Below are 24,889 nucleotides of genomic sequence, written 5' to 3'. Positions count from 1 at the left end.
CCTGTGCGAGCGGTTCATCACGGAAGGTAGTCTCATTTCGGCCTACGAGGCAATCCGCTCGGGGAAATTTGTAACCGATCTTGCGTGCGGACTGTGTCTGGGCACACACTGGGCGTGAAGTGGGGAGGGCGTCAGGTGGCAGGGGATCAATCCGAGCAGGGGAACCGCGCCTCAACGGTTCTTGGGCGCAAGCTGGGTGGGGAGCTTCTGCGGCTGCGGAACATGGCCGGTTTGACGCAAGTCCAAGCCGCGAACGCCATCACCGCGTCCAATGGGAAGGTCGCCAAGATGGAGAGCGGCTGGGTGCCCATGCGCGAGCCGGACATCCGGACACTCTGCACGCTGTACGGAGCGAGCGATCCGGCGACGGTGGGCACGCTCCTGGAGTTGGCGCGCATCGACCGTGAGCGCCGTAAGGCCAAGGGTTGGTGGAACGATGTCCAGGTCCCGGGGGCCATGAAGGAGTATGGGCCGTTGGAGAATGCCGCTACCGCGATCAAGGCGTGGCAGGTCTCCTATATTCCGGGTCTGCTTCAGACTCCTGGCTACGTCCGAGCCCTACGGCGTACAGCGCTGCCGGACGAGAATCCCGAGGTGACCGAGAGGTTCGTGGCGGCGCGGCTCGCTCGGCAGCACAGGCTTTCAGGGCAGCCGCCGCTGTCGTTCTCAGCGGTTATTCCCGAAGCCACGCTGCGCATCGCGGCGTTCGATCCGGAGATGCTGCGGGATCAGTTGGCGTCGCTCCTCGACTGGGGCGAGCGTCCCCATGTCACGCTCCAGGTCCTTCCCTTCGGCGCAGGATTCGTCGAGGGGCTCAGCGGCTCGTTCAACGTGCTCTCGTTCGCCGAACCGGGAGCTATGGACGTGGTCTACGTGGAGTCCTCGTACTCACACGTGTGGATCGAGGGTGGTGATGGCGCCGCCCGGCACGTGAGTATCTTTGAGAAGACCGCGCAACGTGCTTTCCCCGAGCCCGAGTCGCGTGCGTTCCTGGAGCGACTCATCAAGGAACTCTGAGTGACACCCTTCGTTTTCCGGAAGTCGAGCTACAGCAACCCCCAGCTTGAATGCGTGGAGGTGGCCACGAACGTGCCCAACACCGTGGCGGTACGCGACTCCAAGGACCCGGAGGGTCGAATACTCCGGTTCACCCCCGCCGCCTGGGCGGACTTCCAGGGTGCCCTCTGCGAGCTGTCGACCTAACGTCGCTCGATCTGGGCGCGCAGCGCCGTCGCCCTGGGGTCGTCGTAGCCGGAGAGCAGACGCAGGGCCTCGGCCCGATGCTGACGGGATTGGGCGCCGTCGTCTTCGGCGAGAGCGGCGGCCAGGCCGTCGAGGGCCAATGCCTCATGCCAGCGGTCGCCCAGCGCGTGGTGGGCCGCCGCCGCACGGCGATGAAAGTCGGCGGCTTCGTCCAGACGGCTCATCGCTCGGTACGTCTCGCCGGCTCCGTGCCATGCCATGGCTTCGCGACTGCGGTCGCCGAGGCGGCGGTGGAGCGAGGCCGAGCGCTGGAAGGAGACGAGTGAGTCGGAATGCTCACCGAGGGCGCGCTGCGCGTTGCCCAGGGCGATGAGCCAGTAGCCCTCCAGCACATGGTGCCGCAGGTCCAAAGCGATGTTGACGGCCTCTGAAGCCGTGCGCAGTGCCGCGTCGAGCTCTCCGTGGCCCAGATGGATCGAGCTCAGCAGACGGAGTGCCCTGCCCATGTTGGGTCGGTCGTTTCTGGCCCGGTAAGTGGCGTACACCAGCTCGGCGTTGTGAGCGGCCTCATCGACCCGCCCCGCTTGGTAACAGGCATCGGCAAGATTGATCAATGCGATGGACTCCCAGTGAGGGAAGCCGAGTTCACCGAAAGCCGATCGGGCGCGATGGAAGCACGTCTCAGCATTGGCCAGCTCGCGCAGGCGCAAGTGCACCAGACCCAGCAGATTCAGGCACTGGGCCTCGCCGTACCGATCACCCGCCTCACGTCGGATCGCCAGTGCGCTCGCGTGGCATTCCCGGCTCTTGATGAGGGCATTGCCCCTCGTGTAGCTCATGCCCAGGCATTCGAGCAGCCAGGCTTCGCCCGGGGGGTCACCGAGACGGCGTACCGCCTCCAGACCGATCGGAGCCACGGCAAGCCAGTCGTTGACCGAGGTGGAGGGGGCCCGCGCGTAGAAGAGAACCGCCGACAGCTGCCAGGCATGCCGGTCCAGACTGGCCGCCCCGGCGGCGCGTACGGCAGCGAGAAGGTTCGCGTGTTCGCGCTCGGACCAGTCCACCGCGTGGTCGTACTCGGGGAAGCTGAGTGGCAGCACCCCTTCGTCCGGCGGAGCGAGCGACAGGTGGTCTTCCTCTGGTTCGATCCAGCTCTGAACGGCGTCGGCCGTGTGCACGTACCAGTCCAGAACGCGGCGTAGAGCCGCCGTGCGGTCCTCTGCGGGCTCCTCGTCCCGTGCCTGCTTGGTGGCGTAGGCGCGGAGCAGGTCGTGAAACTCGTACCGGTCCGGCGCGGTCTGCTCCAGCAGATGTGCGCCGACCAACGTGTCCAGTGCCTGTCGTACCCGTCCTGCCGGTAGTCCGGCGAGTGCGGAGGCGGCGTGCAGACTGAACTCGGGGCCCGGGTGGATGCCGAGCAGCCGGAAGAGACGGGCGGCAGAAGGGGCCAGGGCGCGATAGGACCAGGCGAAGACCGTGCGGACGGCCTCGGCCTCGTCCTCATCGCCCGTGCTGAGCACATCCCACAGGGCGGATTCATCACGCAGGTCGGTGATCAGGTCATCCAGCCGCATGTACGGGTGGGTCGCGGCTCGTTCGGCCGCGATCCGCAGCGCCAGCGGAAGGCAGGCGCAGAGGTGGGCCAGCTCGGTGAGCTTCTCCGCGTCGTCCTCCGGCCGATAACCGGCGGTGACCGCTCGCAGCAGGGCCACGGCCTCGGGCTCGGGGAGGGTGCCCAACGTTATGCGTCGGGCGCCATCTCGTATGGCCAGCCCGGACAAGCGGCTGCGACTGGTCACGACGGCCAAGCTACCGGTGGAGCCTGGCAGTAGCGGGCGGACCTGGCTGACGGTGGCCGCGTTGTCCAGCACCACGAGCATGCGGCGACCGGCCAGCAGTGAGCGGTACAGTCCGGCGGCTTCATCGAGGTTGTGCGGAATGGCGCGGGGGCGGACCCCGAGAGCGGTAAGAAAACCGTGTAACACCTGCTGGGCAGTGACCGGCTCGCCAGGATCGTAACCGCGCAGGTTGACGTAGAGCTGGCCGTCGGGGAAGCGATCGCGGACCTGGTGTGCCCAGCACAGCGCGAGCGAGGTCTTGCCCGCCCCCGCGGTCCCCGTGATGACATAGACGGAAACGACTAGAGGGCCGCCGCCATCGGCGACCATCACCGCGTTCAGCTGATTCAGTTCGTCTGTGCGGTTGACAAAGCCATATACGTTTGCGGGGAGTTGCCGGGGTACCGGAGGGCTCGTACCACCACCCTGATGGTGGAAATGGACCCCGCCATGGACGTTACCGGCCTGCACGACATCGCGAGACGATCCGGACAGCTCACTGTGCGTACCATCGCTGGGGTACTCCTGGCCCTGATTCACTTCGGAGCTCTCCCCAGAGTCTCAGCCTCGATTGCCGACGACGTCCCGCTCGACATAGGAAGTGATGTCTTCACCGGCGGCGAAGAGGTCGGCGATGAATCCCTCCCACTGCTGAACAGTTGCCGGATCGGTGAACCGGACAGCGCCTTTGGGCGCACTTTCCTCCGTGTACATCACCTGGTAAAGGACGCGCCCGCCCAGGACCACCAATTCCGGCAGCGGCCCCTCGCTCTCAAGACGGCTGACGGCCGCTGCCGGGACGACTCGAACCGGCTCGCCGTTCTCCGACCGTACCCGGAGCGAACGCAACTCCCATTGCACATACAGTGTGAGCGGCTGCTCCACGATGCGAACGCGATGGAAGACCGAGCCGCGGGACGCGGCCTCTTCCGCCTCTTCTCGCAGCGCCGGAGCCCGGTCTTTCAAAAGCCGCTGGGCCTCCGCCAGATCACCTCGGCGGAATGCGTTCCAGCTTGGGCTGTTGCTCTCTTTGAAATACTGCTTTCGTTCCAGCTTCCAGGAGCCGCGGTTGCGCGTCTGTTCGTAGTGCAGGTCGAAGTCATCCGAATAGTCATCGAGTTCCAGCCAATCGCCCTCTGCCGGGTTGAGAGGGGGAACCGGGATGTCAAGCATCGGGAATATCCTTCTTCGCGTGGTCGAGCACAATGCCGGGGATGACGACCAGCCTTTCCCCTGTGTCCAGTGCGACTCCATCCGGGAGTCGCGTTCGGTAAACCTCAGTAAGGTCTTGGCCGATGACGGCCACGTCACCGTTGGTGAGTCGCCACATGTCGGGACAGGTCTTCTTGTCGTCGCAGTCGGGGTCTCGCTCTTGGGGTGACTGCCCCAGGCGCCTGTCGAATAACGCTGACGGATCCGCCTGCCATGCCATGGCCCTCGCCCCCTTCAGCCCTTCGGCGAAGGGCGTATGTGAGCCAACGTACAGCCGCCTGGCTTGTGCGCGGGAGGAGCGTGAAGGTCTGTATTGAGCCGAATGACCGAGTCGGTCACTCCCCCTCCTTGCCGAAGCGGGCAATCGCCTCCAGGACCGCGTCCCGCATCGTGGGGCTGCCCGTGTGTCCCGAGTCGTCGATCACCTTCAGCTCCGCGTCCGGCCAGGCCTTGGACAGCTCCCACGCGGTCTTCAGCGGGCTGCCCAGGTCGAGCCGTCCATGGATCAGCACCGCTGGGATGCCGGTCAGCCGGTGCGCGTCGCGGAGGAGTTGTTCGTCCTCGAGCCACGCGTCATGGGCGAAGTAGTGGGCGCAGATCCGGACGAAGGCCATCAGCGCGTCGTCGGTCTTGTCGCTGTAGTAGCCCGGACTTCCAAGTGCCTCGTGGGCGATGACCGCGTCCTCCCAAGCGCACCAGGCCCGCGCCGCCTTGGCCCTGACCGCCTCGTCCGGGCTGTTCACCAGCCGGTCGTAGGCCGCGACGAGACCGCCATCCCGCTCCGCCTCCGCCTCCGGCACCGCGTCGCGGAATGTCTCCCAGGCGCCGGGCAGCAGGCGTCCGACGCCGTGGTAGAGCCAGTCGATCTCGTCCGGCCGGGTCATGGTGACGCCTGAGATGACGATCTCGGAGACCCGCTCGGGGTAGCGCTCGGCGTAGGCGAGGATCAGGGTTGAGCCCCAGGAGCCGCCGTAGAGGAGCCAGCGGTCGATGCCCAAGTGCTCGCGCAGTCGCTCCATGTCGGCGATGAGGCGGTCGGTGGTGTTGTGGTCGAGGCCGACGGACGGGTCGGAGGCGTGCGGCAGGCTTTCACCGCAGCCACGCTGGTCGAACAGGACGATCCGGAAGACCTCGGGATCGAACATGGTGCGACCGCCGCGACGCCCTCCGCTGCCGGGGCCGCCGTGCACGCACAGGGCCGCCTTGCCCTGGGGATTCCCGCTGGTCTCCCAGTAGATCCGGTTTCCGTCGCCGACCTCGAGGAGGCCGTGCGCGTACGGTTCGACGGGCGGGAACGGCTCGGCCATGGCGGTCTCCTCCTGAAGGGGTGAAGAACAACCTCGCGAGGCTAGTCCATGGTCGAGACGGCGTCTCTTGATTTGTCCTCAGCTGTCCGACGGCTGATCGCATGGCCCGAACCCGTGGGGCGGGCGGCGTCATCAAGCCGTTGAGGGACCGTTTCGTTGAGTCCTAGCCGTTGAGTGCGAGAGCTGTCGCGTCGCGGCTGCCGCCCAGCGCGCCGAGCGCGGTTCGGACGAGCAGGCTGATCTTTGCCTCGGTCTCGTCTCCGGTGGCGGAGGAGGCCGAGGAGGCCAGGGCCGGAGAGTCCGCCGGCAGGTCGTGGACCTCGTGCAGAAGGGCCAGGTAGACCCGGCGACACCAGGCGGGGTCCGCCACGGTGATCGCTCCCGCGTCTCGCAGACGAGCGAAGAGCAGGTCAAGGCCGTCGAGAACGGCCGGTGTGAGGGCCGAGGTGAGCTGGACGGCGAAGCGGTGGCTGAGCTTGAGATCGAAGACGATCTCCGTGAGACGGTGCAGCGCGATAACGGGCGGCGCGGTCTTCACTCGTGCTTCGGACAGTCCGAGCAGGTAGCGCTCGCTGAGCTGCCCGGCCAGGGCGTCCAGCAGCGCGGTGCGGGAAGCGAACCGGCGGTGGACGGTGGCGCGGGCGAGCCCCGCGGCGTCCGCGATCCGCTCCAGGGACGCGTTGGCGTCCTCGGCGAGCACGGTCTCGGCTGCTTCCAGGATGCGGGCCGTGCTGCGCTCGGCGTCCGCCCGTATCCGCCGGGAAGGGCTGTTCCCGCCCATGCCGCCTCCTCCTTCGTCAGGGTCACCCTACCCTCAGCGACAGCAAGTGCGACATCGATGACTCGTTTATTGACGAAGTGAGGCAGCGATGTTTCACTTAAGGCGCTTGAACTCTCTCCTACAGGAGCACGTCATGGATCTTCAGCTCGTCGGCAAACGCGTCCTGGTCACCGGGGCGAGCAGGGGCATCGGCCTTGCGATCGTCCGGGCGTTTCAGGAGGAAGGGGCCTTGGTCACCGCGACGGCGCGAAGCATCACGCCCGAGCTCGAGGCCACCGGAGCCGCTTTCGTCCGCGCCGACCTCTCCACGGCCGACGGCCCGCGGCGCATGGTCGAGACCGTCCTGGCCGCCGATCCCAGGCTTGATGTCCTGGTCAACAACGCCGGTGGCGGCGCCATGCCGGACGAGGCGTTCGGTGATCCGCTCGACGGCGGGGACGACGTCTGGGCGGGCGGGTTCGCCCTCAACCTCGACGCGGCGGTACGGACCATCCGCGCTGCCCTGCCCTCGCTCACCGAGGCCAGGGGCGCCGTGGTCAACATCAGTTCCGACAGCGCCCGTCGGCCGGGGCCGGAGCCGCTGCCCTACACCGCCGCCAAGGCAGCCCTCAACACCTTCACCCGACAGCTCGCCGAGCGCGTGGCGTCCTCCGGAGTGCGCGTCAACGCGGTGTCGCCCTCATCGACCCGCACGAACCTGGTGACGGGCAAGGACGGATACATCGCGCGAGTCGCGGACAGTATGGGCATCGACCACGACACGCTGGTGGCAACCCTGCCGAAGCAGAGCGGGCTGCTCACCGAGACCCTGATCGACCCCGCCGAGATCGCCCGCGCGGTGCTGCTGCTGGCCTCCCCGACCATGCCGAGCGCGATCGGCGCGAACTGGTTCGTCGACGCGGGGGCCACCAAGACGGTCTGAACGTTGTTCGGCCGGCTATGTGTTCAGCAGGGCCTTGAGGCGGGCCGCGCCGTGGTGGGTCAGCCAGTCCTCGAAGGTGAGCAGGCCGGGGTGGAGGGCGCGCAGGGGCTCGATGTCGACCGAGGGGTGGATGCCGTCGTTGAGGGACTGGATGCCGCGGGCCGCTTCCTCGCTCTGGGCGCGTACGGCGGCGAGGGGGATGTGGACGTACGGGACTTCCCGGCCCGTGGCACGGCTGATGGCGGCGAAGGCCGCGATGTCGGACAGCGCGATGAACTGCTGGCGGGTGTCCGGGTTGTAGCGGCGGCTTTCCGCGGACTTTCAAGCTGTCCTTGCAGAGGAGGGGTGAACGGTGCCCGATTTGGTGTTCCGTAAGTCGAGCTACAGCAACGGGCACGAAGAGTGTGTCGAGGTGGCCACCAACGTGCCCGACGTCGTGGCGATACGCGACTCCAAGAACCCCGACGGCCCGATACTCCGCTGCGCGCCCGCCGCCTGGGCGGACTTCCAGAGGGCTCTGACCCAGAACGCGATGTGACGCGGATCACCGGAACTCGATGGTGGTGCCGGTCAGCCAACACACGTGACCACAGATATGCGTACCCGGGTGCGGGCCGGGGAGCCGGACGCGTTCGCGGAGTTGTTCGACGCCTACGCGCAGGTCGTCTACCACCACGCCTTCCGTCTGACCGCTGACTGGTCCGTGGCCGAGGACGTCATGTCGGCCACGTTCATGGAGGCGTGGCGGCGCCGCGAATCGGTCGACCCCGAAGGGGGACCCCTGCGGCCCTGGCTCCTGGGTATCGCCACCAACATGGCCCGTACCCAATGCCGTAGCAACCGGCGTTACCGGGCTGCCGCCGCCGCTGCCGCCGAGGCGGGGCCCGCCTCGTTGCGGATACCCGACCACGCCGAGGAGACGGCCTCACGCGTGGACGACCGGCGCCGGATCAACGCCACCCTCGCCGCGCTGAGTTCGCTCAAGCGCGCCGAACGCGAGGTCCTCGTCCTCTGCCTCTGGGAGGGCATGGAGTACGCCGACGTCGCCCGTACCCTCCGCATCCCCATCGGAACCGTCCGCTCCAGGCTGTCCCGCGCCCGTACCAAGCTGCGCAAACTCGCCGATGCCGAACTGGGCCGCACAAAACGGGAACTCACTCCGCGAACCCGGCAGGTAAAGGGCGATCGCACCCACGCGATCCGGTCCGCAGAGGAAGGAATCCGATGAACCACGCCAGCCCCTCCCAGCCGCACCCGGCTGAATGGCCGGAGACCCAGGAACTCCTGGGCACCGAGGAGCGGGGTCTGCCGGCGGGCCGCCACGAGTTCCACAAGGAGCACCTGATGGCCCAGATCCACGACGACCTCCGAACTACCAACGGCACCCCGACCGCCCCCGCGCGGCAGCGCGACTCGCAGCGCAACCCGCGGCGCAACCCGTTCCTGCGCCGCAACGTGCTGCTGCCCGCCATGGCTTGCGCCGTGGCCGCGGCGGTCGTGGGCGGCTTCGCCCTCGCCGGTGGCGCCGGCGGCAACGGCGAGGGCAAGACCTCCCTGGCCACCGGGCCCGCGCTGACCACCCAGGTCGGCACCGCCGACGCCAAGGCCGCCCCCGAGCTGCTGAACCGCATCTCCCTGGCCTCGGCCGACACCTCCGGACCCACGGTGGGCGATGGCCAGTTCATCTACATCGCCTCCAAGGTGGCCAACACCTACCCCAAGACCGTGGACGACAAGACCACGGTGGTCAGCGAGGAGTTGCACACCCGCCAGGTCTGGCAGTCCCCGGACGGGAAGGACGGATGGCTGATCGAGCCAGGTCAGACCAGCGGCCAGGGCATCACCCTGGCCGGTGAGCACCCGATCGGCGCGGCGTACAACTCCCTGGTGAAGCTGCCCACGGACCCCGATGCGCTGCTGAAGAAGATCTACCAGGACAACGACCCGAGCAAGGGAGTCCCCCGCGACCAGGCGGCGTTCGTCGCCATCGGCGATCTGCTGACCGAGAGCTACCCGCCCGCCAAGCTCGCCCCCGCCCTCTACAAGGCCGCCGCCAAGATCCCGGGCGTGGTCGCGGTGGACGACGCGGTCGACGCCCTGGGCCGTCATGGGGTCGCGGTGGCGCGGCTGAACGAGGCCGATGGCCAGCGCGAGGAGTGGATCTTCGACAAGAAGACCCTGGCCTTCCTCGGCGAGCGCACGGTCCAGGCCCAGCCCCCCGAGGACGGCCCGATCAAGCGTGGCACCGTCCTCTTCACCGGCGCGATCACCGAGCGCGCGGTCGTCGACGGCAACAAGCAGCTCCCTTCCCAGGTGGGTTGACGTGAAGCGACAGGCGAAACAGGCGAAGAGGTGGGCTGACGTGAAGCGACAGGCGAAACAGGCGAAGAGCGTGCGCGAAAGCACATCGACGGCCTCCACGTCCGCGGTGGCCGCTCTCCTGGTCACGGGAGTGATGATGGGGGCCGCGCTGGCGGCCCCCGGGTCCGGCCTCGGCGTGCGGACGACGAGCGCCGTCACCAGCACCGGGTCCGGCACCGGGTCCCCGGTCAGGAGCATCACCCTGATCACCGGGGACCGGGTCCGACTGGACGCCGAGAACCAGGTGATCGGCGTCCAGCACGCCCCCGGCCGCGAGGGCGTCCCGGTATCCGTCCGCCGCTCCGGAGACGACAGTTACGTCCTGCCGTCCGACGCCGCCGCCCTGATCGGCCAAGGCGCCCTGGACAAGCGGCTGTTCAACGTCAGCGGCCTCGTGCGCGCCGGGTACGACGACGCCCGTCGCGGGACGCTGCCACTGATCGTGTCGTACCAGGGGAAAGCCGCGAAGAAGAGGGACGCGGCGAAGACGGCGCTGTCAGCGGCGGATGTGACCGTACGCCGCGAACTGCCCAGCGTGGGTGGCGCCGCGCTCAGCGTGCGCAAGGCCGACGCCGACAGCGCCTGGCAGGCGCTCACCGCGACCGTCGGTACCGGGCACGCCCGCACGGCGGCCCCGGGGATCGCCCGCGTCTGGCTGGACGGCCGGTTCAAGGGGCAGGCGAGGCCCAAGGCCGGGGCGAAGGACGTCAGCCACAACGTCACCCAGATCGGCGCGCCGACCGCCTGGGACGCCGGATACGACGGCAAGGGCGTCAAGGTCGCCGTCGTGGACTCCGGCATCGACACCACCCACCCTGACCTCGAAAAGGCGGTGACGGAGGCGAAGGACTTCTCCGGAACGGGGAGTACCGACGACAGGTCCGGTCACGGCACCCATGTCGCGGCGACGGTGGCGGGCTCGGGCGCCCGGTCCGGTGGCCTCTACAAGGGCGTCGCGCCCGGCGCGGAGATCCTCAACGCCAAAGTGCTGAACGACAGCGGCGAGGGCACCGACTCCAGCGTCATCGCGGGCCTGGAGTGGGCCGCCGACCAGGGCGCCAAGGTCGCCAACCTCAGCCTGGGCCAGTCGGACACCCCGGGGCAGGACCCGGTCGAGACGGCCGTCAACTCCCTCTCGGAGCACAAGGGCCTGCTCACCGTCGCCTCGGCGGGCAACGACGGCCCCAAGGCCGGAACGATCAGCACCCCCGGCTCGGCGGACTCGGCGCTCACCGTCGGAGCCGTCGACGGCGAGGACGGCATCGCCGGATTCTCCAGCACCGGCCCGACCGCCGACAGCACGCTGAAGCCGGACCTCACCGCCCCGGGCGTGGACATCGTCTCGGCGAAGGCGGCGCACGGCGACATGGGGGACCCGGCCGCGGACGGCTACGTCGCCATGTCCGGTACGTCGATGGCGGCACCGCACGTCACGGGCGCCGCCGCGATCCTGGCCCAGGAGCACCCGGACTGGACCGGACAGCGGATCAAGCAGGCGCTCACCGCCTCCACGAAGCCGACCGCCGGTCTCGACGTGTACCAGCAGGGCACCGGCCGGGTCGACGTGGCCCGGGGGATCGCGCAGAGCGTGGTCGGCGAACAGACGTCGGTGTCCTTCGGTGAGCAGATGTGGCCGCACACCGACGACCAGCCGGTCACCAAGCGGATCACCTACCGCAACCACGGGGAGAAGCCCGTCACGCTGGACCTCTCGGCCACCGCGACCGGCCCGGAGAGCAAGGCCGCCCCGGACGGTCTCTTCAGCCTCAGCGCACGCCAACTCGCCGTCCCGGCGGGCGGCACCGCGAGCGTCGACCTCACCGCGGACACCCGCACCGAGGGGCCGGACGGCGCGTACTCGGGCACGCTGGTCGCCACCGCGCAGGGCGGCGACACGGAGGTACGGACGTCCTTCGGCGTCATCCGCGAGGCCGAGGCGTACGACGTCACCCTGAAGTTCCTCGACCGGCAGGGCAAGCCCGTCAGTTCGCCGCTCACCGAGATCAAGGGTTACACCACCGACTACTGGACCACCGCGTTGGAGGACTACCAGGAGACCTCGAAGGGCGTCTACAAGCTGCGTATCCCCCGGGGCGACTATGTGGTGGACACGGTGATGCCCGAGGACACGGACACCTCGCTCCTCGTCCAGCCGAAGCTCGCGGTCACCAAGGACGCCACGATCACCTTCGACGCCCGCGAGACGAAGCCGGTCGAGGTCACCGCCCCGGAGAGCGCGAAGATGGCCGCCGGCTATCTGAACTACCGCCTGGGCGTGCCCAACGGTCTCAACGCCACCCTGTTCTTAGGCGAATCCTTCAAGGGGCTGCGCACCGCGACCCTGGGCCCGTCCCCGGACGCCGGGAAGTTCAGTACGCAGATCGGCGGCCTGTGGCAGAAGGGCAGTACCACCTACAACCTGCTCTACAACCTGCCCGACCGCTTCCCCATCGGCTACCGGCGCACGGCCCAAGCGAGCGAACTGGCCCTGCTGAAGCGGCGCATCGGCTCGTCCGCCCCGGACCGCAAGGGTGTCCTCAACGCGCTGTGGAGGGGCCCGGAACTGTCCCTGGGCGCGACCAGCGCACCGTTCGCGCTCCCGGCGACCGCGAAGACGTATGTCACCACGCCCGAGGGCTTCCCCTGGACGGTCGGCGTCAGCCAGCAGGGTCCCGCCGCGGACGACGGCACCGATGTGTTCTACCCCGAGGAGCAGCCGACGTCGTACCGGCCGGGCCGGACGTACGAATCGACCTACAACGTCGGTGTGTTCAGCCCGGCGGTGGACAAGGACCACACCGCGCGCCGCTCCGGTGACACGCTCGACATGTGCGTCCCGAGTTTCGCCGACGGCGGCGGCCACGCCGGTTCCTCCCGGGTGAGCGAGCAGCACACGACCGTCACCGCGGGCGGCAAGAAACTGCTCGACAACGACGGCGACCTCTGCCAGACGGCCGACGGCCTCCCCGCCACCTCGGCGCCGTACACGATCCACACGGACGTGACCCGCCCGGCCGAGGTCGCCGGTGTCACCAGCCGTCTCACCGCCGACTGGGGCTTCACCTCCGCGAAGCCGAAGGGCTCGGAGGCCGCGTCCCTGCCCCTGTCCACCGTTCGCTTCCACCCGGAGCTGACGACGGCCAGTACAGCGAAGGCGGGCAGCCGGATCACCGTCCCGCTCTCCCTCCAGGGCCCGGCCGCCACGCATCTCAAGTCGCTTGCGGTGCAGGTGTCCTACGACGAGGGCGCGACCTGGACCAAACGACCGGTGACCACCACGGGTGGCAAGCGGAGCCTGGACCTGACCCACCCGAAGGACGCCACGTCGGTCTCCTTCAAGGCCGATCTGACCGACACCGACGGCAACACGTACGCCGTGACGATCTTGAAGGCGTATCTGCTCTCCTGACCGAACCGCTAGGAGCGAGCGCGGCCCCCGTGAGCAACACGCTGACGGGGCCCGCGCTCGCCGGGCCGACGCGGCGGGTCATGGCCACCTTCCTCTGCGTACATCACCTGGTAAAGGACCCGCCCGCCCAGATCAGTCAGCGGCTCTCCTTGCCGAACCGGGCGACCCCCGCCGCCCGGCTATGTGTTCAGCAGGGCCTTGAGGCGGGCCGCGCCGTGGTGGGTCAGCCAGTCCTCGAAGGTGAGCAGGCCGGGGTGGAGGGCGCGCAGGGGCTCGATGTCGACCAAGGGGTAGATGCCGTCGTTGAGGGACTGGATGCCGCGGGCCGCTTCCTCGCTCTGGGCGCGTATGGCGTCGAGGGGGATGTGGACGTACGGGACTTCCCGGCCCGTGGCACGGCTGATGGCGGTGGCGGTCTCCGGTGGGGTGAGGGTGTCGCCCGCCAGGTCGAAGGCGCGGGAGCGGAAGCGGTCGGGGTCGTCGAAGGCGAGGGCGGCGAAGGCCGCGATGTCGGACAGCGCGATGAACTGCTGGCGGGTGTCCGGGTTGTAGGGGGTGGCCAGGGCGCCGTCCCGCAGACCCCAGGTGGGGTGGAGGAGGTTTTCCATGAAGGACGTGGGGCGCAGGACGGTCGCGGGCATGCCGATCGCGCCGATGTGCTCCTCGATGCGTCGCTTGCTCTCCAGCGTCGACAGCCCGCTGTCGCCGTCGGCGCCGAAGGCGGAGGCGTAGAGGAGGAGTTGAGCCCCGGCGCGCTGCGCGGCGTCCGCCACGTTTCTGCCCCGCCGTACCTCGTCGTCCGGTCCGTATTCGGCGGGCAGGCCCGGCATGCCGGGGGTGGGCTGGACGCTGAAGACACCGTGGGCTCCGCGGGCCGCCGCGTCGAGCGAGGCGCGGTCGTCCAGGTCGCCCGCGACCAATTCGGCGCCCGCCGAGGCGAGGGCGACCGCCGCGGGGCCGGTGGTGTCCCGGGTGAGCGCGCGTACATGTAGGCCGTCCGCGAGCAGTCGCCTCGCGGTGGCGCCGCCCTGCTGCCCGGTCGCGCCGGTCACCAGGATGATTCGTTTCGACGTCATGGGGGTCATGGCGGAAGGCTCCCGAGTAGAATCGGAACGAGTAACCCGGTTAACGTACCGGAACGGCTGACCCGCTTGTCAATCAGGGGGATGGGGACGGAGATGGTGAGGGAAGCGGCGCACGGCGCGACAGAGGGTGACGGGCTGCCTCCGGAAACGGTGTCGCCGGAAACGCTGCCTCCGGAAGCGCTGCCTTCGGAAGGGCCGTCACCGGAAGGGCTGCCCTCGCGGGCCGACGCGCGGCGGAACAGGGCACGGGTACTGGCCGCGGCCAGGGCCTCGTTCGCGGCGGAGGGCCGCATGGTGCCGCTCGGCGCCATCGCCGCGCGGGCCGGGGTGGGCGCCGGGACGGTGTACCGCCACTTCCCCTCCAAGGAGGACCTTTTCGAAGCGGTGATCGCCGACAGCGTGGAGGGGTTCGTCGCAGAGGGGCGGGCGTTGGCCGTGGCCGAGGACCCGGGGGCGGCGTTCTTCGGCTTCCTGGAGCGCGTGGTCAGGGAGGCGTCGCTCAACCGCGCGCTGTGCGAGGCCTTCGCCCGGGAGGCGCCCGGCCGCATTCCCGATGCGGCGGCCGGTGCCAGGCGCGAGTTCGGCGACGTGCTGAGTGCGCTGCTCCGGCGCTCCCAGGAGGCCGGAGCGGTCAGGGCGGATGTCGAAGTGGCGGATGTACAGGCGCTGGTGGCGGGGTGCGCGGCCATGGAGCAGGGGCGCGGCCCCGGCGCCGGGGTGCTGACGGCGGTGATGTGCGACGGACTGCGAGCGGAGCGAACCGTAACGAAATTCCGTAACGGAATGGATGAGGCCGGCGGTGGAGCCGCCGTTACGCGTGACGAAATCGGTCGCTGCGAGATGTGCGGTGGCCCGCTGCCCGGCGACCGCACCAGCCGTGCGGGCCGCCCCGCGCGGTTCTGCGGGGCGGCGTGCAGACAGAAGGCCCACCGGCGGCGCACACGCGACAGTGGCTGACCGCCTGCCCGTGACCGATCGGCCGCGCGGTCGGCTGGGTGACGTACGTCATGTGAACACGGCCGTCCCTGCGGACAGTTGAGGGTGTGACCACAGACAGGGACATCGGCGCGGCCACTCGCTCCGGCGCCGCCACCTCGCTGGACTGGGCGGTGATCGGCCCGTTCATCGGCACCGCGATCCTGGGCGCCTGGGACGGCAAGCGCATGGCCGCGAAGGTCTCCGGGCCCCGCCTGCAGCGCATCTTCGCGGTGGTCCTGCTGGCTGTGGCCGCCTTCATGCTCGCCGACGCCGTGACGTGACATGACGTGACGTGATGTGACGGCAGTGCGGCGGGGTCAGACCTCTTCCTTCATCAGCCGCAGATACACCACCGAGAACAGCGCTCCCACCAGCAGCAACAGCAGTGCCACCGCCGTGCCGTAGCCGATCAGGGACTTGTTGAACGCCTGGTCGTACATGAAGACCGGGAGGGTCTGGCTGCGGTTTCCCGGACCGCCTCGGGTCATGGCCCAGATGAGGCCGAACACCGACAGCGTCTGCAGGGTGTTCAGCATCAGATTGGTGCCGATGGAACGGCGGATCATCGGCAGGGTGATGTGCCAGAAGCGGCCGAGGCCGCCGGCGCCGTCGACCTCCGCCGCCTCGGTGATCTCCTTGGGGATCTCCGACAGCGCCGCGGAGTAGACGAGCATCGAGAAGGCCGTGCCGCGCCAGACGTTGGCGAAGGAGACGGCGAGGATGGGCAGGGTGTAGAGCCAGTTCTGGGACGGCAGCCCCAGCCAGTCCAGCAGCGCGTTGAGCGTGCCCTCACGGCGGAAGAACGCGTACAGCAGGAAGCCCGCCACGATCTCGGGGACGACCCAGGCCGCGATGACGATCGAGCCGGTCAGCGTGCGCACCGGCCGGGAGGCGCGCTGCATCAGGGCGGCCAGGGCCAGGCCCAGGGTGTTCTGGCCGACGAGGGAGGAGAGGAGGGTGAAGACGAGGGTGAGGACGACCGCGTTGCGGAAGTCGTCGTCCCCGAAGGCGCGCCGGAAGTTGTCCAGGCCCACGAAGTCCGTGGAGGACGCGCCCGTGAGCTGCATATTGGTGAAGGCGATATAGACGCAGTAGGCGATCGGGCCACCGAGGAAGAGCAGCAGCATGACGGTGGCGGGGGCGAGCGGAAGCCAGCGCAGGGGGCGGCCGCGACGGGGGCCCGGCCGGGCCGGGGTCTCCGTCGGGGCCGCCGCCACCTTGGTCGCGGTTGCCATCGGGGGGCGGCCCTCAGCCCTGGCCGCCCGCCGCCACCGTGGCGCCGTCGGCGATGGACTTCAGCTGGTCGTCGTAGGACTTCGCGGCCTTCTCCGGTGAGGCGTCACCCGTGGTCGCCGCCTCCATCGCCTCGCCGATCGCCGTGGACACCTGCGGATAGACGGGGGTGGTGGGGCGGTAGTGGGTGTTCTTCACCAGGCCCGTGAAGAAGGTGATCCCGGGCATGGAGGAGGTGTACTTCGGGTCCTGCGCGACGTCCTTACGGACCGCGATCTGCGCGTCGACGATGTCCCAGGTGACCGCGTTGTCCTTGGTCTGGAGCCGCTCGATGAACTTCCAGGCCAGATCCGGGTTCTTGGACTTCGCGGTGATCGCCCACGTCCAGCCGCCGGACATGCTGACCTTGCCGGGCGCCTGGCCGTTCTGCGTGGGCATCGGGGCCTGGCCGAGGGTCTTGGACCACTCGGGCCAGGGCTTGCCGCCGGTCTTCAGCCAGTTCTGGCCGAGCCAGGAGCCGTCGAGGGCGATGGCCAGCTTGCCCTCGGGGAGCCATTCGCTGAAGACGGTGGTGCCGACGTTGGGGTCGAGCGCGTCGGAGATGTCCGGGCCGAGCTTCTCCGAGTAGACGGTCCTGAGGAAGCCGAGGGCGTCGCTGAAGCCCTTGCCGCCGGTGACCCACTTCTTGGCGCCGGGGTCGTAGAGCGGGTTCCCGCCCGCCTCGCCCGTGCCGTACAGCAGCATCTCGAAGCCCTGCATCACGGAGGTCTCGCCCGGGGCCTTGCCGGTGTAGACGTTGAGCGGGGTGACGCCGGGGACCTTCTTCTTGATCGTGCGCGCCGCCTCGAGGATCTCGTTCCAGTTCTTGGGCGACCAGTCGGCGGGCAGCCCGGCCTTGGCGAAGATCTTCTTGTTGAACCACAGGCCCCGGGTGTCGGTGCCGTCCGGGACGCCGTACGTCTTGCCGTCCTCGGCCTTGGCCGCCGCCTTCGCGGTGTCGACGAACTGGTCCCAGGTCTTCCACTTGTCCAGATAGTCGTCCAGGGGGCGCAGATAGCCCGCCTTGATGTCGGAGTTGATCCGGAAGGTGTCCTCGTAGACCAGATCGGGGGCGGTCTTGGGGGACCGCATCATCTGCTGGACCTTGGTGGCGTAGTCGTTGTCCTGCGCCTGGATCGGGATCAGCTTGACCTTCTTGCCGGGGTTGGCCTTCTCGAACTGCTTCTTGACCTCGGCCAGATGGTTGTCCTTGAAGCGGATCTTGTTGTCGGTGGAGCGGTTGTAGGCGACCTTGACGGTGTCCGGGTCGCTGCCCGAACCGCCACCGCAGGATGTGAGTCCGGCGGTGGCGGCGAGGGTGGCGGCGAGGATCAGTGGGGCGGTGGGGCGCACGGGCACGACCTCCTTGCTGGCCTCTGTGGGCTGCGGGCTGACCGTAAGGTCGGCTTCAACGGAAGGTCAATCCCCGTGACCTGGATGGTCACTTGATCGAACGCCGCCGGGCGGGCGGACGGGGCTCAGTTCGGTGTCAGCCGTTGTAACCCGCGAGCGCCTTGGTGAAGTCGTACGTGCCCTGGTCGATACCGCTGCACGCGTCCCCGTCCGTGCCGGAGCCGCACTTGCGGTCGCGGTTGAGCGACCAGAAGCTGACGCGGGCCAGGTGGTGGCTCTTGGCGTAGGAGACCATGTCCTTGAAGTTGTTCAGGGATATGGTCTCGCCCGCGACATCGGTCTTGCCGTTCATCGAGGAGAAGCCGGCCTTGCGGTAGGCGGCGTCGGAGGAGAGGCCGTACGCGCTCGCCACCGTGTTCTTCAGGCCGTCCACCGCGGACTTGGTGGCCGCCGCCATGTCGATCGAGCCCTGCCCGAAGTCGAACGGCATGACCGCCCAGCCGTCCACGTCGAGCCCGGCGGTGGCACCGCGCTTGACCAGGTCCTTGCCGTTGGAGTCGGGGCCGCTCGTGGTGGTGCCGAAGGTGACGTACACCTTGATGCCGCTGTTCTTCTGCTTGACCGTCTTGAGCGCGTCGATCACCCGCTGGCGGACCGTCGCGTTCTCGAACTCGGTCGACTCGATGTCGATGTCGATCGACTTGAGCTTGTAGGCGTCGATGACCTTCTGGTACGCGCTGGCCAGCGCGGACGCGGAGGAGCACTTCTCGCCCAGCTTGTTACCGCTCCAGCCGCCGAAGGAGACGGTGACATCGCCGCCCGCCGAGCGGATGGAGTTGATCGTGGACTGGTCGTTGCCGCCGGTGAGCGCGCGGGAGCCGTCCCACTTGGGGTTGCAGCCGCCGTCGGACAGCATGAAGGCCATCGTGAACTGCTGGGTGCCGGTGGCCGACATGACGTCCGTGGCCTTGGGCGGGGAGCCCCAACCCAGGTACAGGTAGGGGCCGTTGAGCCCGCTGGGCGCGGCGGCGGTGCGCGCCGCCGACGGCGCCGCCTGGGCGGTGGCCGCCGTGGTGGCGCCCGCCGCGAGCAGGCCGATGGCGGCGGCGAGGGCGAGTCTGCGGTGATGCCGGGAACGAGGCATGGCTGACGGAGCCTCCTGGGTGGGGGGTGGGAGGAAGTCGAGCGAGCCTGAACCTAGCGAGGCGGCATGGCCGCGACAAGATGTCGGATAGGAAACTTTCCTATCGGGTGCGGATGGTGTGCGATCCCGGGTGCGTGGGGCGCCGCCGGGGTGCGTGGGGCGTCGCCGGGGTGCGGTGCGGGACCAGGGCGATGCCGGGCCTGATCTTTCCCCGCGGCCGCGCTCTACGTGTCGCGGTGCCCCCTAACCCGCCACCAGCGTGGTCACCAGGCGCGTCATGGCGGGCCTGGGATCGGGCGTGCCCGGCCAGCTGGTCATCAGCAGATGGTGGGCGGCGCCGACGACGGCGAGGGCCACCGTGCTCGGGTCGGCGGTCTCCGCGACCCGGCCGAGCTTCTGTTCCTCCCGCAGATAGCCGGTGATGGCCTGTTGGATCGCGTCGAATCCGGGCGCCCCGCCCTCCAGCGCGTCGCGGATGCGGAGTGTGGCGCCGGGGCGGGTCATGGCCAGCCCCGAGATCGCCGGGCCGCCGGAGTCGAACAGGGCGAGGGCGACGGCGTCGAGGTTCCGCGCCACCGTGTGCCGCCCCACGAGCTCCGACAGCGACCGCGCCTTGGCGGCGGTCCGTGCGAACCGGTTCAGGCAGAGCTCGGCCACGAACTCGTCCATTCCCGCGAAGTGGGCGTGGAGCAGCCCCTTGGCGCACCCCGCCTCGGTGGTGACGGCCCGGCTGGTGAGGGCGCCGGGTCCGTGCTTCTCCACGACGCGCTCGGCGGCCGCGAACAGCTGCTCGCACACGTCCGGCGTCGCCACTCCGCGCGGTGACATGGGCCTCTCTTCCGTTCCGCTTCCGCCGCCCGCACGGCGGGCGACTGCCGTGATGCTAGCGGAGATTGCAGGTTTGGGCGGATGCCCATACCTTGGGGCCCACGGAGTTTGGGCGGATGCCCATTCATCTCCGGTGCACGCCCGTTCCGCGTGGGTGTGCGCGTTCTCCGTCATCCATCACAGGAGGTCCCGTGCCCGAGGTCGTCAACACGGAGCAGACGCGCGCATGGAACGGCCCCGAGGGCAGCCACTGGGCCCGCCACCAGGACCGCTGGAACGCCGTGAACGGAGGCTTCAACGAACCGCTGCTCGACGCCGCCGCGATCGCCGCGGCCCATCGCGTCCTGGACCTCGGCTGCGGGTCCGGGCAGACCACGCGCCTCGCGGCGCTCAGGGCGCCCCAGGGGCACGCGCTGGGCCTCGACCTGTCCGGCCCCATGCTGGCCGAGGCGCGTGCCCGCACCCGGCGGGAGGGCATTGCCAACGCCTCCTTCTCCGAAGGCGACGCGCAGGTCCACCCCTTCGAGGCGGGCGCCTTCGACACGGCGATCAGCCGCTACGGGGTGATGTTCTTCGACGATCCGGTGGCCGCGTTCGCCAACGTCGGGCGCGCGCTCGCGCCCGGCGGCCGGCTGGCCTTCATCTGCCCGGCCGGGGCCGAACTCAACGGCTGGGCAGTGGCGATGGACTCGCTGCGCGACATCCTGCCGGTCGGCGAGTTGGGGCGGCCGGGGCTGCCCGGCATGTTCTCCCTGGCCGATCCGGAGCGCATCCGCGACGTCCTCACCGCGGCCGGTTTCACCGCCATCGCGGTCGACCACGTCCAGGCGGACGGGGAGTGGGGGCCGGGGGCCGAGGACGCGGCGGACTTTCTGCTCGACACCGGCCCCGGCCGCCGCGTCATGGAACCGGTCGACACGCCTGCGCGGGAGCGAGCCCGCCGCACTCTGATCGACCACCTTCGGGCCCACGAGGGGCCGGACGGCACGGTCCGGCTGCGCAGCACCTCGTGGCTCGTCACGGCGGAATGGGAGGCGCGGGACCGGGCCTAGCCCGGCCTAGCCCGTGATGGTCCGATTCCAGAAGTGGTGGGTGAGGCCGCTTGCCGAGGTCGCCGACTCGACGGTGAAACGGTCCTGGACTTCGGCCAGTCCGTCCCACATCGAGACCCCGGTGCCGAGGGTGATGGGCACGGTGACCAGGTGCATGAAGTCGATGAGATCGGCCGTCAGAAACTGCCGGACGGTGGAGGGGCCGCCGCCGATGCGAATGTCCCGGCCGTCGGCGAGGTCCTGGGCGTAGGCGAGTGCGTCCTCGGGCGTGGCGTCGAGGAAGTGGAAGCTCGTCCCGTTGTCGAAGTGGATGGGGTCGCGTCGATGGTGGGTGAGCACCACCACGGGCGTGCCGAAGGGGGGTTCGTCGCCCCACCAGCCTCGCCAGCCGTCGTCGGTCCACTCGCCGGTCTGTGGACCGAACTTGCCCCGGCCCATGATCTCGGCCCCGATGCCCTGACCCCAGGTGCTCGTCAGGGCGCGATCGAGGGTGATCGGTTCATCCGCGACGTCCACGCCGTGGATGAACCGCCCGTCGAAGCCCGCGAACAGTCTCTCGGCGCCCCCGATGGGTTTGTCGAGCGTGATCGTCTCGCCTGCGCTGTAGCCGTCGAGGGAGACGGAGAAGTTGTGCACTCGGACCTTGGCCATGCGGTCCACCTCCGGTGAGTGATTGCGAACTGCAACTGGTTGACGGAACTCTACGATGGAGGGGTTGCGAGTTGCAATCACTGGCACTCGGGTGTCATCAGTCAGGAGGTGCGTGCGCGATGCGTGCGGAGCCGCGTTCGGGTTGTGCGATCAACGCCGCGGTGGAGGTCCTGGGGGATCCGTGGACTCTGATCGTGCTGCGTGACGTGATCTTCGGCGGACGCCGCCACTTCCGCGATCTGCTGACCCGGAACGACGAGGGCATCGCGTCCAACATCCTCGCCAGCCGGCTGCGCAAGCTCGTCGAGGGAGGCCTGCTCAGCCGCGACGATGCCACGCGTGGCCAGAAGGCGACCTACACCCTCACCGAAGCCGGCATCCAGACGCTCCCGGTGATGGTCGCCCTCGGCGCGTGGGGGTTGCGGCACCGGCCCACCACCCCGCAGCTCGCGGTGCGCGCCCGCCTCCTCGCGGAGGGCTCCCCGCACCTCGTCGACGAGCTCATGGACGAACTGCGCGAGATCCACCTCGGCGTGACTCGCCAAAGCCCGAAGAGCCCCACCGCTTCGGAGCGGTTGCGGCAGGCGTACGAAGCGGCGATCGCGACGGCGGACAGCCCTAGTACTCGCTGAGCCAGCGGTACAGCAGCTCCGGCCGTCCGATCTGCCCGTAGTGCGGGGCCCGGGCGGCCCGCCCGGCCTCCACCAGGTGCTCCAGATAGCGGCGGGCGGTGATCCGGGAGATCCCCACGGACTCGGCGGTGGCCGCGGCCGAGATGCCCTCCTCCGCGCCGCGCAGCGCCTCGGTGACCGCGTGCAGGGTGGCCTGGGTCAGCCCCTTCGGCATCGCGGCGGGCTGCGGCGCCCGCAGCGCGGCCAGCGCCCGGTCCACCTCGTCCTGCCCGCTGGCCTCGCCCGCGGTCGCGCGGAACTCGGCGTACCGGAGGAGGCGGTCCCGGAGGGTGGAGAAGGTGAACGGTTTCAGCACGTACTGCACGACCCCGAGGGAGACCCCGTCGCGAACCACCGCGAGGTCCCGGGCCGAGGTGACCGCGATCACATCCGCGCCGTTCCCGGCGGCGCGCAGCGCCCGTACGAGCTGGAGGCCGTGCCCGTCGGGGAGGTAGAGGTCCAGCAGCAGGAGATCGGCGGGCGTCCGCTCCAGCAACCGCTGCGCGTCCCCGCCACTCCGCGCCGCCCCGACGACGGCGAAGCCGGGAACGCGCTCGACGTACATCCGGTGCGCGTCCGCCGCGACGGGGTCGTCTTCGACGACGAGAACCCGGATCGGCGCCGGATCCCCCGGTCTCGCCTGCGGCGGGCTCATGAACGGATTCCTCTCGAAACGCGGTCGAAACGCGGTGGACGCGGAAGCTCAGGGCTCCAATTTACGGAGGGTAACCGCAAGTGGCCAGATCCCTACGGTGACGATTCCCCTACACCCCGTCTCCCAGGGCCTCCGCCCCCGGCCCCCCGCCCCGGGACGGCCGGATTTGGCCGCCCGGCAGCGGGATGGAACGGCGCCCCGCCCCCGGCGGCCGCCGCCTCGGGCCCCGCGGAGCCCGGGAGACACCCCGATGCGGGGCCCGCCCGCCCTGGGCATCGCCCGCGCGGCTGGGCTTCGCCGCCCGGCGGCCGGGCTGGTGTGAAGGTGGCGGCTTCCCGGGGGAGCCGCCGCCTGGGCCCGGTGCGCGCCCGGCGCCGGCCCCCGCCCGGCCCCCGCCCGGCCCCCGCCCGGCCCCCGCCCGGCCCCCGCCCGGCGGCTGCCCGGCCCCCGCCCGGCGGCTGCTGGGTGCTGCAGGGGCCCGTGGGGGCGCCCCCGCGTGGCGTGGGGGTCAAGGCGTGGTGGCCGGGGTTGTCAGTGGTAGGCGGGCGGTGAATTCGGCGCCGCCGTCCGGGGAGGTGGTGACCTCGACCGTGCCCGCGTTGCGGCGGGCGGCCTGCCGGACCAGGGCCAGGCCGATGCCGCGGCCCGGGGACTTCGTGCTCCAGCCGCGGCGGAAGACCTCCTCGGACGCCGCCGGGTCGAGCCCGGCGCCGGTGTCCGACACGCGCAGGGTCAGCTCGCCGGCGTCCGCGCGGGCGGTGACCGTGACGCGGGCGCTGCGCGGGGCCGACTCGTTGCCGACGCCCTCGGCGGCCGCGTCCGTGGCGTTGTCGATGAGGTTGCCGAGGATGGTCACCAGGTCGCGGGCGGGCAGGCCGGGCGGGAGGACGCCGTCGTCGATGCGGCTGTCGGGGGCCAGGACGAGTTCGACGCCGCGCTCACTGGCCTGGGCCGCCTTGCCCAGCAGCAGGGCGGCCAGCACCGGCTCGGCGACGGCCGCCACCACCTGGTCGGTCAGCGCCTGGGCCAGCTCCAGCTCGGCGGTGGCGAAGTCGACCGCCTCGTCCTCCCGGCCCAGTTCGATCAGCGAGACGACGGCATGCAGCCGGTTCGCGGCCTCATGGGCCTGCGAGCGCAGCGCCTCCGCGAAGCCGCGCAGCGAGTCCAGCTCGCCGGAGAGCGCCTGGAGCTCGGTGTGGTCGCGCAGCGTGACGACCGTGCCGCGCTGCTCGCCGCTGCTCACCGGTGAGGTGTTGACGACCACGACCCGCTCCGCGGTCAGATGCAGCTCGTCCACGCGCGGCTCGGCGGCCAGCAGGGCGCCGGTCAGCGCGGGCGGCAGGCCCAGCTCGGAGGCGTAGCGGCCGACGGAGTCCTCGGGCAGGCCGAGCAGCTCCCGCCCGCCGTCGTTGATCAGCGCGATCCGCCGCTGGCCGTCGAGCATCAGCAGCCCCTCGCGCACGGCGTGCAGCGCGGCCTGGTGGTAGTCGTGCATCCGGCTCAGCTCGGCCGCGTTCATCCCGTGGGTATGGCGACGCAGCCGGGCGTTGATCACATACGCGCACAGGCCGCCGGCCGCGAGCGCCGCGGCCGCGACGGCGAGCAGCGCGAGCAGCTGGCGGCGCACCTGGGCGCTGATGGTGTCCACCGTGATGCCCGCGCTGACCAGCGCGGTGATCCGGCCGCCGGCGCGGGCGTCGCGCACGGGGGCCACGACCCGCACGGAGGAGCCGAGGGTGCCGGTGTACGTCTCGTCGAAGATCCGCCCGCGCAGCGCGGGCTTGATGTGACCGAGATAGGTGGCGCCGATCTGGCGCGGATCGGGGTGCGCCCAGCGCACCCCGTGGGTATCCATGATCGTGACGAAGGTGACGCCGGTGTCCCGGCGCACCTTCTCCGCGTACGGCTGGAGCCGGGCCGTGGGGTCCTTGGACCGCGCGGCCTCGGCGACCGACGGGGAGTCGGCGACGGCCGCCGCGGCGGCCGTCGCCCGCTGCCGCGCGGCCACCACCGCCTGCTCGCGGTCGGTGACGTAGGCGAAGACGGCGCACCCGGCCACCAGGGCGGCGACCAGCACGACCTGCATCGCGAACAGCTGGCCCGCCAGGCTCCGGGGGTGGGGGATGCGCATGGCCATCAGTCTGCACACGCATCTTTGTATGAACGA

At 70.1% G+C, this 24,889-nt stretch carries 24 protein-coding genes and 1 pseudogene; 12 read left to right on the top strand and 13 right to left on the bottom strand.

Annotation, left to right across the window (positions count from 1 at the left end; all coding sequences use genetic code 11):
- The first annotated feature begins 135 nt into the window (after positions 1–135).
- Both JK364_RS13960 and JK364_RS13955 read left to right on the top strand, forming a co-directional pair.
- Positions 136–1,017 (top strand): helix-turn-helix domain-containing protein, encoded by an 882-nt coding sequence (locus JK364_RS13960; RefSeq protein WP_201851183.1) that lies wholly within the window; start codon positions 136–138, stop codon positions 1,015–1,017.
- Positions 1,018–1,203, top strand: coding sequence for a DUF397 domain-containing protein (locus JK364_RS13955; RefSeq protein ID WP_201851181.1), 186 nt, complete (start codon positions 1,018–1,020; stop codon positions 1,201–1,203). It begins immediately after the preceding gene.
- Here the strand turns inward: JK364_RS13955 and JK364_RS13950 are convergent.
- The 5 genes from JK364_RS13950 to JK364_RS13930 form a co-directional block, all read right to left on the bottom strand.
- Positions 1,200–3,371, bottom strand: coding sequence for an ATP-binding protein (locus JK364_RS13950; RefSeq protein ID WP_201851467.1), 2,172 nt, complete (start codon positions 3,369–3,371; stop codon positions 1,200–1,202). The genes JK364_RS13955 and JK364_RS13950 overlap by 4 nt on opposite strands.
- Before the next feature lie 231 nt (positions 3,372–3,602).
- Entirely contained in the window at positions 3,603–4,214 is a 612-nt protein-coding gene (locus tag JK364_RS13945; RefSeq protein WP_201851179.1) for a DUF6879 family protein, read from the bottom strand.
- A complete protein-coding gene (locus JK364_RS13940) occupies positions 4,207–4,473 on the bottom strand; it encodes a hypothetical protein (protein WP_201851177.1) in 267 nt (88 codons plus the stop codon). Before JK364_RS13940 ends, JK364_RS13945 begins: the two co-directional genes overlap by 8 nt.
- 115 nt (positions 4,474–4,588) lie before the next feature.
- Positions 4,589–5,560 (bottom strand): prolyl aminopeptidase, encoded by a 972-nt coding sequence (pip, locus tag JK364_RS13935; protein WP_201851175.1) that lies wholly within the window; start codon positions 5,558–5,560, stop codon positions 4,589–4,591.
- 163 nt (positions 5,561–5,723) lie between these two features.
- Positions 5,724–6,341: a TetR/AcrR family transcriptional regulator gene (locus tag JK364_RS13930; RefSeq protein ID WP_201851173.1), complete on the bottom strand. Its 618-nt coding sequence runs from the start codon at positions 6,339–6,341 to the stop codon at positions 5,724–5,726.
- 133 nt (positions 6,342–6,474) lie between these two features.
- On the opposite strand from JK364_RS13930, the gene JK364_RS13925 reads away from it, so the two are divergent.
- The 6 genes from JK364_RS13925 (at position 6,475) to JK364_RS13900 (ending at position 13,033) form a co-directional block, all read left to right on the top strand.
- On the top strand, positions 6,475–7,263 hold the full coding sequence (locus tag JK364_RS13925; RefSeq protein WP_201851171.1) for an SDR family NAD(P)-dependent oxidoreductase: 789 nt from the start codon (positions 6,475–6,477) through the stop codon (positions 7,261–7,263).
- A gap of 112 nt (positions 7,264–7,375) precedes the next feature.
- Positions 7,376–7,564, top strand: coding sequence for a hypothetical protein (locus tag JK364_RS13920; protein WP_201851169.1), 189 nt, complete (start codon positions 7,376–7,378; stop codon positions 7,562–7,564).
- A gap of 51 nt (positions 7,565–7,615) precedes the next feature.
- The gene (locus tag JK364_RS13915) at positions 7,616–7,801 is read left to right on the top strand and encodes a DUF397 domain-containing protein (RefSeq protein ID WP_201851167.1); all 186 of its coding nucleotides are present in this window, start codon (positions 7,616–7,618) and stop codon (positions 7,799–7,801) included.
- Positions 7,802–7,846: 45 nt separating this feature from the next.
- Complete coding sequence (locus tag JK364_RS13910; protein ID WP_307841265.1) at positions 7,847–8,491, top strand: RNA polymerase sigma factor; 645 nt, start codon at positions 7,847–7,849, stop codon at positions 8,489–8,491.
- Positions 8,488–9,585, top strand: coding sequence for a CU044_5270 family protein (locus tag JK364_RS13905; protein ID WP_201851165.1), 1,098 nt, complete (start codon positions 8,488–8,490; stop codon positions 9,583–9,585). Before JK364_RS13910 ends, JK364_RS13905 begins: the two co-directional genes overlap by 4 nt.
- Positions 9,586–9,625: 40 nt before the next feature.
- Entirely contained in the window at positions 9,626–13,033 is a 3,408-nt protein-coding gene (locus tag JK364_RS13900) for a S8 family peptidase (protein WP_307841264.1), read from the top strand.
- 179 nt (positions 13,034–13,212) lie between these two features.
- Here JK364_RS13900 and JK364_RS13895 read toward each other — a convergent pair whose 3' ends face one another.
- Complete coding sequence (locus tag JK364_RS13895; protein ID WP_230991891.1) at positions 13,213–14,109, bottom strand: NmrA/HSCARG family protein; 897 nt, start codon at positions 14,107–14,109, stop codon at positions 13,213–13,215.
- A 159-nt stretch (positions 14,110–14,268) separates the two neighbouring features.
- Here JK364_RS13895 and JK364_RS13890 point away from each other — a divergent pair, with 159 nt between their 5' ends.
- Complete coding sequence (locus JK364_RS13890; RefSeq protein ID WP_372461949.1) at positions 14,269–15,075, top strand: TetR/AcrR family transcriptional regulator; 807 nt, start codon at positions 14,269–14,271, stop codon at positions 15,073–15,075.
- Positions 15,076–15,188: 113 nt separating this feature from the next.
- Positions 15,189–15,377 (top strand): annotated as a pseudogene (locus JK364_RS13885) (TSUP family transporter); the annotation flags it as partial.
- 36 nt (positions 15,378–15,413) lie between these two features.
- On the opposite strand, the gene JK364_RS13880 reads toward JK364_RS13885, so the two are convergent.
- The 4 genes from JK364_RS13880 to JK364_RS13865 form a co-directional block, all read right to left on the bottom strand.
- The gene (locus tag JK364_RS13880) at positions 15,414–16,331 is read right to left on the bottom strand and encodes a carbohydrate ABC transporter permease (protein WP_201851159.1); all 918 of its coding nucleotides are present in this window, start codon (positions 16,329–16,331) and stop codon (positions 15,414–15,416) included.
- A 13-nt stretch (positions 16,332–16,344) separates the two neighbouring features.
- Positions 16,345–17,721 (bottom strand): ABC transporter substrate-binding protein, encoded by a 1,377-nt coding sequence (locus tag JK364_RS13875; protein WP_201851157.1) that lies wholly within the window; start codon positions 17,719–17,721, stop codon positions 16,345–16,347.
- 136 nt (positions 17,722–17,857) lie between these two features.
- Entirely contained in the window at positions 17,858–18,865 is a 1,008-nt protein-coding gene (locus tag JK364_RS13870) for a chitinase (protein ID WP_201851155.1), read from the bottom strand.
- 243 nt (positions 18,866–19,108) lie between these two features.
- Positions 19,109–19,693: a TetR/AcrR family transcriptional regulator gene (locus JK364_RS13865; protein WP_201851152.1), complete on the bottom strand. Its 585-nt coding sequence runs from the start codon at positions 19,691–19,693 to the stop codon at positions 19,109–19,111.
- A gap of 191 nt (positions 19,694–19,884) precedes the next feature.
- Between JK364_RS13865 and JK364_RS13860 the strand changes: the two genes are divergently transcribed.
- Entirely contained in the window at positions 19,885–20,745 is an 861-nt protein-coding gene (locus tag JK364_RS13860; RefSeq protein WP_201851150.1) for a class I SAM-dependent methyltransferase, read from the top strand.
- A 6-nt stretch (positions 20,746–20,751) separates the two neighbouring features.
- Here the strand turns inward: JK364_RS13860 and JK364_RS13855 are convergent, their stop codons facing one another.
- On the bottom strand, positions 20,752–21,396 hold the full coding sequence (locus JK364_RS13855; protein ID WP_201851148.1) for a dihydrofolate reductase family protein: 645 nt from the start codon (positions 21,394–21,396) through the stop codon (positions 20,752–20,754).
- 119 nt (positions 21,397–21,515) lie between these two features.
- Here JK364_RS13855 and JK364_RS13850 point away from each other — a divergent pair, with 119 nt between their 5' ends.
- Complete coding sequence (locus JK364_RS13850; protein WP_201851146.1) at positions 21,516–22,028, top strand: winged helix-turn-helix transcriptional regulator; 513 nt, start codon at positions 21,516–21,518, stop codon at positions 22,026–22,028.
- On the opposite strand, the gene JK364_RS13845 is transcribed toward JK364_RS13850, so the two are convergent.
- The gene (locus JK364_RS13845) at positions 22,015–22,722 is read right to left on the bottom strand and encodes a response regulator (RefSeq protein ID WP_201851144.1); all 708 of its coding nucleotides are present in this window, start codon (positions 22,720–22,722) and stop codon (positions 22,015–22,017) included. The two genes, JK364_RS13850 and JK364_RS13845, sit on opposite strands and share 14 nt — an antisense overlap.
- 508 nt (positions 22,723–23,230) lie before the next feature.
- A complete protein-coding gene (locus JK364_RS13840; protein WP_201851142.1) occupies positions 23,231–24,853 on the bottom strand; it encodes a sensor histidine kinase in 1,623 nt (540 codons plus the stop codon).
- Positions 24,854–24,889: the final 36 nt, after the last annotated feature.

The organism is Streptomyces endocoffeicus, assembly GCF_016741935.1.
GTDB classification, from domain to species: domain Bacteria; phylum Actinomycetota; class Actinomycetes; order Streptomycetales; family Streptomycetaceae; genus Streptomyces; species Streptomyces endocoffeicus.
This window is presented reverse-complemented; position numbering and strand designations above follow the sequence as displayed.

Coding starts and splice junctions, on each gene's coding strand:
- JK364_RS13930 (WP_201851173.1), bottom strand. CDS start 6,341: ATGGGCGGGAACAGCCCTTCCCGGCGGATACGGGCGGACGCCGAGCGC.
- JK364_RS13870 (WP_201851155.1), bottom strand. CDS start 18,865: ATGCCTCGTTCCCGGCATCACCGCAGACTCGCCCTCGCCGCCGCCATC.
- JK364_RS13845 (WP_201851144.1), bottom strand. CDS start 22,722: ATGAGCCCGCCGCAGGCGAGACCGGGGGATCCGGCGCCGATCCGGGTT.
- JK364_RS13850 (WP_201851146.1), top strand. CDS start 21,516: ATGCGTGCGGAGCCGCGTTCGGGTTGTGCGATCAACGCCGCGGTGGAG.
- JK364_RS13895 (WP_230991891.1), bottom strand. CDS start 14,109: ATGACGTCGAAACGAATCATCCTGGTGACCGGCGCGACCGGGCAGCAG.
- JK364_RS13855 (WP_201851148.1), bottom strand. CDS start 21,396: ATGGCCAAGGTCCGAGTGCACAACTTCTCCGTCTCCCTCGACGGCTAC.
- JK364_RS13920 (WP_201851169.1), top strand. CDS start 7,376: ATGTCGACCGAGGGGTGGATGCCGTCGTTGAGGGACTGGATGCCGCGG.
- JK364_RS13940 (WP_201851177.1), bottom strand. CDS start 4,473: ATGGCATGGCAGGCGGATCCGTCAGCGTTATTCGACAGGCGCCTGGGG.
- JK364_RS13905 (WP_201851165.1), top strand. CDS start 8,488: ATGAACCACGCCAGCCCCTCCCAGCCGCACCCGGCTGAATGGCCGGAG.
- JK364_RS13880 (WP_201851159.1), bottom strand. CDS start 16,331: ATGGCAACCGCGACCAAGGTGGCGGCGGCCCCGACGGAGACCCCGGCC.
- JK364_RS13865 (WP_201851152.1), bottom strand. CDS start 19,693: ATGTCACCGCGCGGAGTGGCGACGCCGGACGTGTGCGAGCAGCTGTTC.
- pip (WP_201851175.1), bottom strand. CDS start 5,560: ATGGCCGAGCCGTTCCCGCCCGTCGAACCGTACGCGCACGGCCTCCTC.
- JK364_RS13925 (WP_201851171.1), top strand. CDS start 6,475: ATGGATCTTCAGCTCGTCGGCAAACGCGTCCTGGTCACCGGGGCGAGC.
- JK364_RS13945 (WP_201851179.1), bottom strand. CDS start 4,214: ATGCTTGACATCCCGGTTCCCCCTCTCAACCCGGCAGAGGGCGATTGG.
- JK364_RS13840 (WP_201851142.1), bottom strand. CDS start 24,853: ATGCGCATCCCCCACCCCCGGAGCCTGGCGGGCCAGCTGTTCGCGATG.
- JK364_RS13950 (WP_201851467.1), bottom strand. CDS start 3,371: ATGGTCGCCGATGGCGGCGGCCCTCTAGTCGTTTCCGTCTATGTCATC.